This window comes from Cytobacillus sp., from assembly GCF_032154635.1.
In the GTDB taxonomy this organism is placed as follows: domain Bacteria; phylum Bacillota; class Bacilli; order Bacillales; family Cytobacillaceae; genus Cytobacillus.
Genome location: NZ_JALDXW010000015.1, coordinates 98,511 through 111,684, shown reverse-complemented (window position 1 = coordinate 111,684; position 13,174 = coordinate 98,511). Strand labels below are relative to the sequence as shown.

Sequence of the window (13,174 nt, the reverse complement as noted above, 5' to 3'; positions counted from 1 at the left end):
ATGAATCCATAAAAAATTTCGTGATCCCGGATATTCTTGAGTCGAAAATATTTTATGAACCCGATTTTTCCATTATTTAACTTTTTAAAGTTCCAAAATCAATTTATGAACCCTATTTTTCCAGAATTTATCTTTTTCGGGTTCCAAAATCATTTTACGATCCTTATTTTTTCCGTTTTTTTTACTTTTTTGGGTTCTGAAATCATTTAACGTGACCACTTTTTCTGTTTTTTACTTTTCTAGGTTCTTAACTATTGTATTAAACCAATAGGCGTTCAACTTATAATAAAACAAAAAAGCCGGGGTCCCGGCTTTTTTCAAATTAGCTTCCTCATATCCTCAGGCAGCTCCTGCTGGAAGGTTAAATGTTTATCCAAAAATGGATGATAAAAACTTAGCTCACAACAATGAAGAGCTTGCCTATTCATTAAGTTGATTTTTCCACCATATAAATCATCCCCTAATAACGGATGACCTAAATAAGATAGGTGAACACGTATTTGATGTGTACGGCCTGTTTCTAATTGCAGTTTTAGATGTGAAAATGACTGATAACAAGCAATCACTTCATATTGAGTACGAGCAACTTGTCCATCCGGGCTGACTTCACGTTCGATAATACTGTCCTTCTTACGTGCAATTGGCTGATCGATTACACCAATCCGATTTGAAAAAACGCCTTCTGCAAATGCTTCATACACCCTTTTTACACCTTTAGCCTTTTGCTGCTCACTTAATAGATGATGGACATGTCGATGTTTTGCGATGAGCACAATTCCAGATGTATCACGATCCAGTCTTGTAACAATATGAGCGGTTGCCTTCAAACCTTTTTTTTCGTAGTGTCCAATTAAAGCATTGGCCAAGCTTCCAATAGGATGTTCTCTTGATGGGATCGTGCTCATACCTGCAGGTTTATTCACAACAAGTATAAAATCATCCTCATATAAGATATGTAACGGAATCCACTCCCCTTTCATACCTTCGCTAGGATATTCGAAAGGAAAGCCGATGGTGAGCATATCCCCCTGCTTGAGTAAATACCTAACCGTTTGTTCCATTCCATTTACTGAAATAAAACCGCCATTAAACTTTATATCTGTTAATGCGGCTTTTGAGATTTGCTTTTCTTTTAAAAAATCCTTAATGATTTTATTGGCTTCACGCTCAGTTACTTGCCATTGTAATTGAAATCTTGTCATAACATACCTCATAGCAGCTCATCTTATCACTTGTCGCCCTTAAACAAGCCGCCTCCGCTTTCTTTTAGTCTGCAACAAAGGAGTCATGGACCCTTTTCCAGAATGGAAATGGCCGGAAGCGTGCGAAGCGGATTTTCTCATCTGCCACTCTAAATTGGATGGACTTCACATCTTTATGCAGCATGGTTAAATGGTCAACAGCAATTAAAAAGTCCGGTGCATTAACTGGTTTCAACGTGCATGTATGATGTGCCGGGAGGACGAGCGGAGATCCGACTGTCCGGAAAACCTTATTATTAATAGATGCCATTTCTGCCAGCTGGATGGCCGATATTGAAGGATGCAGAATCGCACCGCCAAGTGCTTTATTATAGGCGGTGCTTCCTGAAGGAGTTGACACACATAGTCCATCCCCTCTAAAACGTTCAAAGTGCTGACCGCGAATGTCCACGTCCATAACGAGAGTCGCATCAACAGCCTTTACAGTGGCTTCATTCAATCCAAGAAACCGTGTTTCTCTGCCTCCATGCTGATAACGAATAATGACTTCAACCAGTGGATATTCGATCACTTGAAAAGGTGTTTTGGCGATTGCAATCACAAGCTTTTCAATTTCCTCTGGAACCCAATCCGCATAAAAGCCTAAATGACCTGTATGTACCCCAACAAAAGCGGTCTTGTCAAGACGTCCTGTGTAGCGGTGAAATGCATACAGCAGTGTGCCATCTCCGCCTACTGAGATAACGATATCTGGCTTCTCTTCATCATATATCAGATCAAAATCTATTAAATACGTTTTCATTTTATGCATGAGCGTATTCGATTTTGTATCACCTTTCGACGTAATAGCAAATTTCATTCGTATCATGCTCCTCCATATTAGAAATGCGAATGACTTCTTTATGTATTTTCCTGTTGTTCCTTTTTCTTCGTAAAAAATGCCTGCGCATCTTGAATTTCTCCGCGAATGAGAGACATTTCCTCATCAAGCCTGAAAGCCGCTTCCGCTGCACGCTGCAGCCTCATTTGAATATCCTCTGGGAACTGTCCTTTATATTTGTAATTTAAAGAATGCTCGATAGTCGCCCAGAAATTCATAGCTAGTGTCCGAATCTGAATTTCAGCAAGAATTTTCTTTTCCCCATGGATGGTTTGAACTGGATACCGGATAACAACATGATAGGAGCGATAACCACTCACCTTTTTATGAGATATGTAATCTCTTTCTTCGACGATTTCAAAGTCATTTCGATTTCTAAGCAGTTCGACAACACGCTTAATATCATCAACAAACTGGCACATCATTCGTAAGCCCGCAATATCCTGCATTTCAGTTTCCAGTTTATCTAAAGGAATCCCTTTTTGATTTGCTTTATCTAAAATACTAGCAATTGGTTTTACCCTGCCAGTCACAAATTCGATTGGTGAATGAGACGATGTTTGCTCATACTGCTTTCTCATCCCTTTTAGCTTTATTTTCAATTCCTCCACTGCTTGTTTATACGGGCTTAAAAATTCATCCCAACTTTTCATATGTATAACACCACCTTATCCATTTTATGTTTATGTCAGATAGCCTGAAAAAATAGGCTCGGGTGGATGATCTATAAATTTATAAAAAAAGTGCTTCTACTTTTTCAACCATTCTTTCCCCATAATTGCTATTACCTTTAATATTCTCGATCAAGTAGCTCAATTCCTCGTGAAATTCAGTAAGAAGCAAACGTTCCTTTTGGTCACTTATGTATACATCTGCATGCTGATCAAGCGCTTTTTTTAACTCAGGCCATGTTCCCTCTGGGATGGAGATGTATGTATAATCATCTTGCATATCTACAACATATATAAAAGACAAATGATCTGAATCAACAAGCATTTGGCCCATCGGCTTCATTGCCGAAATCGAAGTTCCTTCTTCAACTCTCAGTAGCAATTCCTCATTTTTATTCCATTCAACATTCATTATTTTTATTTTCTTTTTCATTTTACCTACCTCCAAACTCTTTTATTATTCTATCACACGGCGAGAAATAATCTAAAAAAAATTGCTGATAAATGAGAAGAAAGCGATAATAAGATGATGACTGATTGAAAGGATGAATGTTCTTTGTCTCAAAATATTGAAATTGAATTCAAAAACTTACTTACCAAACAAGAATTTGAAAGGCTAGTCAACCATTTTAAATTAAGTGAAATGGATTTTTTCACACAGGAAAATCATTATTTTGATACATCTGATTTTGCCTTAAAAGAACAAGGTTCAGCCCTCCGTATCCGAAAAAAAGAAGGGAAATATGAACTAACATTAAAACAGCCATATCAGGATGCTCTCCTAGAAACAAATGAAACACTTGATCCATACACTGCAGAAATCATGTTTAAAACTGGGAAGATCATGGATGAGACGATTAAACGCCTCATTAAAGAAATGAATATCAATCCAAACAGGATTCAATATTTTGGTTCATTAACAACAAAACGAGCTGAAGTGGAATATGAAAAAGGACTGGTTGTTTTAGACAATAGTTTCTATTTAAATATAGAAGATTTTGAGTTAGAATATGAAGTAAGCAATAGAATAGACGGCCAGAAGAAGTTTGCTTCTTTGCTGGCACAATTAGAAATCCCTGTAAGAAAAACAGAAAACAAAATTAAACGCTTTTATAATGAAAAGTATATGCAGCATAACGATTGATTAAAGGAGAAAGTATTTTATGAATGTCGAGCAATTGAAAGTAATGCTTGAACTACAAGCATTGAAGGGCTTTGGCAATTCCCAAACTGGGCCTGATACAAATACAATGTTTCAAGATCTTCTTACAGAATTTTTATCTGAAGCAAGCCTTAGTTCAGTTGATTCATCTAATAATGAGCAAGGAACAGTTTCATCCTTGCAATCCTATTTGAATACACCTGTTACTCCAACAGCAGGTACAGCATTACCGCCTGTTCATCTTACAAAGTTTTCTGGAACGAATAAGAACTTTAATGAAATTATTGAAAAGGCAGCATCGCTATATAATATTCCAGAAAAACTGCTGCATTCAGTCATTAAGCAGGAATCAAACTTTAATCCGAATGCTGTTAGTTATGCAGGTGCATCTGGCCTTATGCAATTAATGCCCGAAACTGCAAGAGGGTTAGGTGTCAAAAATGTATTTGATCCACAGGAAAATGTATTCGGTGGTGCCAAGTATTTGCGGCAAATGTTAAATAAGTATAATGAAAATATTGAATTAGCCTTGGCTGCCTACAATGCCGGTCCAGGGAATGTTGACAAATATGGGGGAATTCCTCCATTTAAAGAAACTCAAAATTATGTGCAAAAAATTAAATCTAACTTTCTGGCATAACCAAAGCCCTAAAACCGTCTAATGAATGGACGGTTTTTGTCTGTAAAGAAAAGCCAAGACAAACATACTTATTAAAAAATGCATTCTTATACTTTTTTGTTCTTTCTGCACATTTAATGGGAGGTCTACTGCCCGTTCATTTGTGAGAATTTGCCATTGTAAGCTATTTATTTGAGATATAAAGCACTCATTGATAGAATAAGGGTAATTCAACGATGTATGGAATGCTTTCCATTCCATAAAAAGGAGTATTAGTATGGTCGAGAAAATGAATACACCTTTCGATTCAATCGGTGCGGATAAGCTTCACCAGCTTGTTGAGGCTTTTTATAAACGCGTTGGGCAACATCCTGATCTTATTCCTATTTTCCCAAATGATCTTACAGAAACAGCTAGAAAACAAAAACAATTTTTAACCCAATATTTGGGTGGTCCCCCTTTATATACATCTGAACATGGACATCCTATGCTCCGTGCTAGACACATGCCCTTTGAAATAACTGAAACGAGGGCGAAAGCTTGGTTATCATGCATGAACGATGCTATGGATGAAGTAGAACTTTATGGACCTGTAAGAGAGGACTTTTATGCACGACTCTTTTTAACTGCACAGCATATGGTTAATACATCTGAAAATGATATGATGAAAGGTGAGAACTTGTGAACAATCAAGATTCATTCAAATCAAAGTCGTCATCTCCTCATTGTCATGGCAGTGAGAAGAAGCCGCTTGAATTGTACATGTTCATTGATCCTCTTTGTCCAGAGTGCTGGGCACTTGAACCAATTATAAAAAAACTAATGATTGAATACGGCCGGTATTTTTCCATTAAACATGTATTAAGCGGGAGGTTAGCAACGCTTAATATAGCCAGAAAGCAAAACTATGAAAACATGGCTGAGTTTTGGGAAAAAACTGCCAGTCGTTCAGGAATGTCATGTGATGGCAATCTTTGGCTGGAGAATCCTATTTCCTCTCCGCATCTTGCCTCCATTGCCATAAAAGCTGCGGAGCTTCAAGGGAGAAGAGCCGGTATCCGTTTCTTACGAAAACTGCAAGAGGTTTTATTTTTAGAAAAACAAAATGTTTCTAGCCTAGACATTTTAACAAAGTGTGCGAAAACGGTTGGACTTGATGTTGATGAATTCATTTCAGATGTTCATTCTGAAAGTGCTGCAAAAGCCCTCCAATGTGATTTAAAAATCACTTCCGAAATGGAGGTTCAGGAAATCCCAACACTTGTCTTCTTTAATGAACATATTGAAGAAGAAGGAATTAAGATTACCGGTAATTACCCTTATGAAGTGTATGAACAAATCTTAGAGGAAATGTTAATGAAGAAGCCTGAGCGGTCTGTTCTACCGCCATTAGAAGTCTTTTTACAATATTTTAAATTTGTTGCATCACAAGAAATTGCAGTAGTCTATAATCTAACCGTTAATGAAGTAGAAAAAGAAATGAAGAAGCTGCAATTGAAGCAAATAGTTGAACAAATTCCCGTTAAATACGGAATGTTTTGGAAGTATAATGAATTAAATCAACCCTGACTTATAAAACGAACTTATATTATTACATTCAGAAAAAGACCATGCTCTTCGTCAGCATGGTCTTTTTCCTGTTTTTATCGAACAAAGGGGATGGGAGAAATTTTTCACGGCCCAAACAAGGGGTTAATGTTTGTTTGTGATCAACTTCATGTCATTAATATAGCACTTAAACGATTTATCGACAATAAGTTTGTGTGTTTTTTCACAAGATTGTCATATCCATCGCATAAATCATGGACAAGCGCATACAATTCATAAACAGGACACTTCGATTTGGGGAGGAAGAATGCAAATGAAAATGAAAAGGCTGACGATGGCTATGATGATTCTCTTTATCCTTTTCTCCTTTGTATTAAATATTCTCGGCCTTATGAAAATATTTCCAATTTATATTAGCTCGCCAATTCTTTTTTTATCTGTGTTTATTTTTATTACCTTTATGAATGATCGAAAAAAATTTAAAGGATTTTAACAGGAAAGGAGAACGGGACTAATACCCGTTCTCCTTTCCTCCAATTAACTAAGCAGATTTTCCATTTCAGTTAATTTTTCCTCAAACACTTTACAAGCATCCTCGATTGGTTTTGAGCTTGTCATGTCTACGCCCGCTTTCTTTAATACTTCAATTGGGTAATCAGAACTTCCCGCCTTTAGGAACTCAATATATCGCTCAACTGCAGGATTTCCTTCTTCTAAAATTTGTTTGCTTAATGCAGTCGCTGCACTAAAGCCAGTAGCGTATTGATAAACATAATAATTGTAATAGAAATGCGGAATTCGAGACCATTCTAAGCCGATTTCCTCATCAATTATAAGATCCTCTTCTCCAAAATACTTCTTATTCAGCTCATAATATTCCTTAGTTAATGATTCAGCGGTTAACGCTTCATTATTTTGTACCTTCTGATGAATGAGATGCTCGAATTCGGCAAACATAGTTTGGCGGAATACTGTTCCTCTAAAGCCTTCCAGATAATGATTTAGCAGGAATAAGCGCTTCTTCTCATCATCGATTGTCTTTAGCAAGTAATCATTTAGAAGCGATTCATTACAAGTAGAAGCAACCTCTGCAACAAAAATGGAATAGTTTCCATACGGGTATGGCTGTGATTTCCTCGTATAATAACTATGAACCGAATGACCAAATTCATGTGCCAGTGTAAACAGATTGTTCACATTGTCTTGCCAGTTCATCAAAATATATGGATTTGTCCCATATGTTCCAGATGAATAGGCACCGCTTCGCTTCCCTTTATTTTCATGGACGTCAACCCAGCGATTATCAAAGCCCTCTTTAAGTACATTTAGATAGTCTTCCCCTAAAGGTGTCAATCCTTTTAAAATCAAATCCTTTGCTTCATCATACTTGACTTCCATTTTCACATCTTTTACAAGAGGTGTGTAAAGGTCGTACATATGAAGCTCTTCTAATCCAAGCACCTTTTTGCGCAGCTTCACATAACGGTGCAATAAGTGGAGGTTATCGTTCACTGTTTTTACAAGATTATCATATACAGACTCAGGAATATTATTAGCTGCAAGTGCGGCATGACGTGCAGAATCATAATTTCTTACTTTTGCATTAAAATTATTGGTTTTCACATTTCCGCTTAAAGTACTTGCAAATGTATTACGGAACTTGCCATATGTGTCATAAACCGCTTTAAATGCATCATGTCTTACACGCTGATCATCACTTTCCAGAAAGCGGATGTAACGTCCATGAGTAATCTCCACTTCTTCCCCATTCTCATCCTTAATAGATGGGAACTCGAGGTCCGCATTATTTAGCATGCCAAACGTATTGCTTGATGCTCCGAATACTTCTGAAGCTTGAGCAAGCAAGCTTTCTGCCTCCGCAGATAAAACATGTGGACGCTGCAGGTTAATTTCTTCTAAAGAATGCTTGTAAACTTGCAGTTCTCCCTTTTCCTTTAAGAAGGTATTAATTTTCTCTTCATCCACAGCAAGCAGCTCTGGAACAATATAAGCAAGACTGCTTGCCGCTTGTGAATATAACCCTTTAATTCGGTCATCCATCCCTTGATAAAAGGAGTTCGTTGTATCCTGGTCATAGCGCATATGTGCATATGTATAAAGCTTTGAGAGACGTTCCAGTAAGTGATCCTGATACTGTAGGGCCTCATACAATTTATCTGCACTTTCACCAAGCTTGCCTTGATATTTGCTTGCTTCTGGGACCAGTGCTTCTACATCTTTATATTCCTTATCCCATGTTTCATCACTAGCAAAAATATCTTCCAGTCTCCACGTATCCTCTACAGGGATGTCACTTCTATTCGGAAGTTTTTTAACTGCTGCTTCGTTAGTCATTTTTCTTATTCCTCCAATCAACATTTCGTCATACGAAAAAAATTCTTATATGTTTATTTCTATCCTTGCGTACAAAATCCTCCTTTTGATCGAAATTTACCTCCCTCTATTGTACTCAAAAAAGGAGCTTTCCATTATTGTACCTTATTTAAGCTATTGCAAATTATTTTTCCATATTTATGATAAAAATCCTTCACCATCTTTTCCTGCTCCGCATAATTCTCAGCATTATGCTTCCTTACTAACTGAAAAATATTTTGGTCAACCTTCTTTAAATAATTTACTTTAACCAGCAGCTGAATATACTCTTTAACCGCAGCTAATCCATTCCCTTCTATTACTAAAGGAAGTCTTCTAATTTTAACATCTCCTTTTTGCAGTCTTTTTCTAAAAGCATGAACAATTTCTTCCATTGAAAATGGTCGCTGATGGTGAAAAACATCGATTAATAAATAGCTTTGCCATTTCAGGACAGATGTTTCAATAAAAGGTGCACTGGAAACAGGCAGGCCGATTTCAGGTGGTAAAAGGGATGGAATGAGGGAATGCTGGTATAAATCCTGGAGAAATTTATTCTGGGGGGTTCCATATAGGGAGCTCATATTTTTTTCCTTTTTAATCTCGTTCTGCCAGTCTTTTAGATTTACTGGGTGTTTCCAACTTGGATTCAATAAATCAGTTAATTGTGCCTTTTCAATAGGGACCATCGAATATTTCGAAATGACATTTTTTACAGTAACAGGAAGAATGGAATGTAAGGTGATGAAGGTGTTTGTAATAGGACAGAAGGAAGGAATATGCCAGTGCTTTGAGGAAGATTTAGAGAGAAATAAATAATCGAAACTAGATAATGCTGCTTTACTACTTCCTTTTCGTTTTATATTTTTCCCTGCCATGATCCAGATCGGGGTAATATTGGCTTGAAAATAATTGTTTGTCCTTTTCATAAATAATTCTTCTGGAATAACTGAACATTGGTATTCAAAGGCAAAATGGATCCCTTTATAAATAAAACTGATATCTGGCCGTTGTGAAATCTCTCGATAGTAAGGTTCAAGAATCGGCTTCAAACCAAGTGAATTCAACCATTTATACAAAAGAATTTTCCCTCTTAAATGGTAGTCAGATTCTCTCTCATAGCTGTCAGCACATACACTACCTGCTTTATGAGCAAAATGGGAAATTCTTTTTGAACCGATTTTTAAAATCACCTCTTCGCCACATTCCGGGCAAAAGAAAAGCTCCTTTCTTCTTAATTTCTTTAACATTTCTTGGTTTTGGCCCTCGGCGAGGCTGACCCATTCGCCATTTCTCATTTTTGAAACAAGCAAAATATCATCTCCTTTCATTTATTACTTCAATATTTCGTCAGGAAATGACAAATACCTTTTAAATATAAAAAAAACTAGTCTAATCAGGACTAGTTTCTATAAAAACGGAGATAACAATCTTGAGGTTGATTCAATCATACGATACCCAATATGTCTTTTCTTAAATTTGCTAATATCAATTTTTCTTGAATTTTTGAGGTCGTTGATATATTCTTTTACAAGCTTTTGGGTACTTCTTGTTCGATATAAGAACGCATTTACCTCAAAGTTTAAATGAAAACTTCTCATATCCATATTCGATGTACCAATGGATGCCAATTCCTCATCGACGATGACAATTTTGCTATGCATAAAGCCTTTTTTATACTCATATATTTTCACACCGGCCTCTAGCAGCTCTGGAAAATATGATCTTGAGGCATAGAATACAATTTTCTTATCCGGCCTTTGAGGCATTAGCAAGCGAACATCAATTCCACTTAGAGCAGCTACCTTTAAAGCAGATGATATGTCTTCATCAGGGATAAAATATGGAGAGGCAATCCACACTGATTTTTCAGCGGATGTTATCATGGAAAAAAAGATGTTCTTGATGACACTCCATTCATTGTCTGGACCACCCGCAATTAATTGAACTCCGCCATGAATATTTTCTTCAAGTACAGGTGATAAATAGTCGGCAGATAATATATTTTGATTCGTCATATAATACCAATCTTGCAGAAAAATTAACTGCAGACTTCTGACAGCTTCCCCTTTCAACATCATATGGGTGTCTCGCCAGAAACCAAAACTCTCAACACGCCCTAAATATTCGTCCCCAATATTCAGCCCCCCAACGAAGCCTTTACTCCCATCAATCACGATAATTTTACGATGATTACGGAAATTAATCTTACTATTTAGGAAGGGCAATCGAACAGGGCCAAATGGAATGATCTCGACTCCAGCTTGCCTAAGCTCTGCAATATATTTTTTCGATAATTGCCATGACCCGACGGCATCAAATAGGAATCTTACCTTTATCCCTTCCTTTGCTTTTTGGATGAGAATTTCTTTAATTTCTTGGCCAATTTCATCATGGCGGACGATATAGTATTCCAAATGGATATGATGTGTCGCTTCCTTTAAGGACGTCAATATTTCTTTAAACGTTTCATCCCCATTTGTAAGCACTTTTGTTTGGGTTGCGAATGAAATCGGACTATGACCTAAGTTCTGTGCTAGATAAAACAATTTCCGCTGATGATCTGCCATTTGCTTGATTTTCTCTTCATTAACAGGATCATTTTCCCCTTCAAATCGTAAAAATGCCTGCTTATCAAGAATATATTTCCGTCTAAACATCTTCTCTTTTTTATAATTTCGTCCAAATAATAGATAAAAGATAAATCCAACTAAAGGAAAACTGCCTAAAACAACTAACCAGGTTAATGTTTGAGACGGATGGCGATTTTCAAGGAAGATGACGAAAGCTATAAAAATAACTGACATCGACGTTAATAAACTAATATACCCTAAATATCCGCCTGCTGGATCTACATAGTATTCATATATAAAAATAAATCCAACTAAAAGGCTGATAAATAAGCCTATTCTTACAGTATTTTTCACCTTTGCACCTACTATCAACAATTCATTTTTTCTCTAATTTCGTAAAAAAACCCGATTTCATAGTTGAAATCGGCTTTTCTATTTAAAAATACTTTCTTATTTGTTCAAAAACATTTTCACCCATGATGAGTTTCCCGTACTCTTCAATTAAATGAATCGTTTTCTGGGTTTCAAGACCATATTCCAATAGAATGGATAATAAATTATCAATATCTTCCTCTTCAAATTCCTCTTCAGGGAATTCAACAAATAAATAATATTTGTCTTTGAAAGAGTATAATTTTGTAGGAATATCATCTAGTCCTCCACGTTTGGAAAGGGAGATTAGATCCTCAAAGTCGGCAAACGTTAGAAGAAAGTCTAAGTTCTCTTCGTAGTCTAATTCACTTTCTTCAGCATTCGGGTTAAAATGCTGGTCCAGAAGATCTTCAATACGCTCATCTACTGGGAGATGATTGAACTTTTCTTCAGGTACCGGGAGCTCTAATTTTTGGCCATCCTTAGATAGCTGCGCCTTTGTAACTAAAATTTCTAAGCCTTTATCCAATGCTTGAACTTGAATCCACAGCGGACCTTCAACAGAAAATTCTTCTTCCTGATGAACTTCATCCATCATTTCCCAGAAAAGCTCTTCGCTTCGTTCACGATTATACCATATCTCATCGCGTTCAAAGCCTCTTTCTTCTATATCAACGTATGAAATATAAAATTTGACTGTATGATCGTTAATACGTTCGATTTCCATATTGCAACTCTCCCTTCTGGAAATTATTACTGCCTCTATTTAAGGAGAAGCATTTGAAGGGAATATTCCCCCATATATACGTTTGTGTAATTCTCATACCTATATACAGTTATCCCTTTATCAATGAAGGTAATTGATATTGCACCTTGTACATTTATTTTATGATAAAAAGAGCATAAAGGGAATGAAAATGTCACAACTTTATAAAAACCATTAAATGCCCATATAATTTCTTGTATTTTATCAAAGTTTCAGCCCTTTCACAAACTTAACAGCTTATATAATATAAAAAGACCTTCCATCCGCAGAAAGAAGGCCTATTTTATGCTGAAAAGAAAGTACTCCTTATTACAAAAGGATTAACAATCTTTCTAGATTATGCGAAGTCATATTATGATTAATTAACTAAGCGCTGTGCTTCACGAAGCTGGAAAGTACGAACTTTTCTTGGAAGGAATCGTCTAATTTCATCCTCATTATATCCAACCTGCAATCGTTTTTCATCGAGAATAATTGGTCGACGAAGCAAACCTGGATTTTCCTTGATTAACTCAAAAAGATTTTGCAGTGGCATTGCCTCTAAGTTTACATCAAGTTTTTGAAATATTTTTGAACGTGTTGAAATGATTTCATCTGTTCCATCTTCAGTCATACGGAGAATTTCTTTAATTTCCTCGATTGAAAGTGGTTCCGAAAAAATATTTCTTTCTTTATAAGGGATATCATGCTCTTCCAGCCATGATTTTGCTTTTCTGCAAGATGTACAACTTGGTGAAGTGTATAATGTGACCATTTTACAATTTCACTCCTTTATTATTGACATTTAAAATCGCAATATATAGAATTTGGTTTGTTTATTAATGAACATACGAGCTAATCTTAAATTAAAATTACTTTAAATTAGTAATTTATATTAAGTATTATACACTAAATCCATCGAATTTGGTATATGTTTTTCAATTAGCGAGAAGCTGTCCCATTATAATGAATCAAATGTTCATTTTGTAAACCTATAATATAAGACGAATGAAGAGATGAAAAGTTTCA

Annotated in this window: 14 protein-coding genes; 5 read left to right on the top strand and 9 right to left on the bottom strand. The window is 36.1% G+C overall.

What is annotated here, in order from left to right; translation table 11 throughout:
* Window positions 1-317: 317 nt before the first annotated feature.
* From RUH74_RS12680 to RUH74_RS12665, 4 genes are all read right to left on the bottom strand, one after another.
* Window positions 318-1,202: an RluA family pseudouridine synthase gene (locus RUH74_RS12680; protein ID WP_313800679.1), complete on the bottom strand. Its 885-nt coding sequence runs from the start codon at window positions 1,200-1,202 to the stop codon at window positions 318-320.
* Between the two features lie 64 nt (window positions 1,203-1,266).
* Window positions 1,267-2,061, bottom strand: a complete 795-nt coding sequence (locus RUH74_RS12675; protein ID WP_313800678.1) for an NAD kinase — start codon at window positions 2,059-2,061, stop codon at window positions 1,267-1,269.
* Between the two features lie 41 nt (window positions 2,062-2,102).
* Window positions 2,103-2,735 (bottom strand): GTP diphosphokinase, encoded by a 633-nt coding sequence (gene yjbM, locus RUH74_RS12670; protein ID WP_313800677.1) that lies wholly within the window; start codon window positions 2,733-2,735, stop codon window positions 2,103-2,105.
* A gap of 79 nt (window positions 2,736-2,814) precedes the next feature.
* The gene (locus RUH74_RS12665; protein ID WP_313800676.1) at window positions 2,815-3,186 is read right to left on the bottom strand and encodes a UPF0738 family protein; all 372 of its coding nucleotides are present in this window, start codon (window positions 3,184-3,186) and stop codon (window positions 2,815-2,817) included.
* A gap of 123 nt (window positions 3,187-3,309) precedes the next feature.
* Between RUH74_RS12665 and RUH74_RS12660 the strand changes: the two genes are divergently transcribed.
* The 5 genes from RUH74_RS12660 (at window position 3,310) to RUH74_RS12640 (ending at window position 6,575) form a co-directional block, all read left to right on the top strand.
* Entirely contained in the window at window positions 3,310-3,897 is a 588-nt protein-coding gene (locus tag RUH74_RS12660; RefSeq protein ID WP_313800675.1) for a CYTH domain-containing protein, read from the top strand.
* A gap of 19 nt (window positions 3,898-3,916) precedes the next feature.
* Entirely contained in the window at window positions 3,917-4,555 is a 639-nt protein-coding gene (locus RUH74_RS12655) for a lytic transglycosylase domain-containing protein (protein ID WP_313800674.1), read from the top strand.
* A 256-nt stretch (window positions 4,556-4,811) separates the two neighbouring features.
* A complete protein-coding gene (locus RUH74_RS12650) occupies window positions 4,812-5,219 on the top strand; it encodes a globin domain-containing protein (protein WP_313800673.1) in 408 nt (135 codons plus the stop codon).
* On the top strand, window positions 5,216-6,103 hold the full coding sequence (locus RUH74_RS12645) for a ClpXP adapter SpxH family protein (RefSeq protein ID WP_313800672.1): 888 nt from the start codon (window positions 5,216-5,218) through the stop codon (window positions 6,101-6,103). Before RUH74_RS12650 ends, RUH74_RS12645 begins: the two co-directional genes overlap by 4 nt.
* A gap of 286 nt (window positions 6,104-6,389) precedes the next feature.
* Window positions 6,390-6,575 carry a hypothetical protein gene (locus tag RUH74_RS12640; RefSeq protein WP_396230025.1) on the top strand — a complete coding sequence of 62 codons (186 nt, stop codon included), beginning with the start codon at window positions 6,390-6,392 and terminating at the stop codon, window positions 6,573-6,575.
* Window positions 6,576-6,619: 44 nt separating this feature from the next.
* Here RUH74_RS12640 and pepF read toward each other — a convergent pair whose 3' ends face one another.
* The 5 genes from pepF to spxA form a co-directional block, all read right to left on the bottom strand.
* Complete coding sequence (pepF, locus tag RUH74_RS12635) at window positions 6,620-8,437, bottom strand: oligoendopeptidase F (protein WP_313800671.1); 1,818 nt, start codon at window positions 8,435-8,437, stop codon at window positions 6,620-6,622.
* Between the two features lie 134 nt (window positions 8,438-8,571).
* Window positions 8,572-9,768 carry a competence protein CoiA gene (locus tag RUH74_RS12630; RefSeq protein ID WP_313800670.1) on the bottom strand — a complete coding sequence of 399 codons (1,197 nt, stop codon included), beginning with the start codon at window positions 9,766-9,768 and terminating at the stop codon, window positions 8,572-8,574.
* A gap of 96 nt (window positions 9,769-9,864) precedes the next feature.
* Window positions 9,865-11,382: a cardiolipin synthase gene (gene cls, locus RUH74_RS12625; protein WP_313800669.1), complete on the bottom strand. Its 1,518-nt coding sequence runs from the start codon at window positions 11,380-11,382 to the stop codon at window positions 9,865-9,867.
* Window positions 11,383-11,464: 82 nt separating this feature from the next.
* Window positions 11,465-12,127: an adaptor protein MecA gene (gene mecA, locus RUH74_RS12620; RefSeq protein WP_313800668.1), complete on the bottom strand. Its 663-nt coding sequence runs from the start codon at window positions 12,125-12,127 to the stop codon at window positions 11,465-11,467.
* A gap of 397 nt (window positions 12,128-12,524) precedes the next feature.
* The gene (gene spxA / locus RUH74_RS12615) at window positions 12,525-12,920 is read right to left on the bottom strand and encodes a transcriptional regulator SpxA (RefSeq protein ID WP_053475258.1); all 396 of its coding nucleotides are present in this window, start codon (window positions 12,918-12,920) and stop codon (window positions 12,525-12,527) included.
* Between the last annotated feature and the right edge of the window lie 254 nt (window positions 12,921-13,174).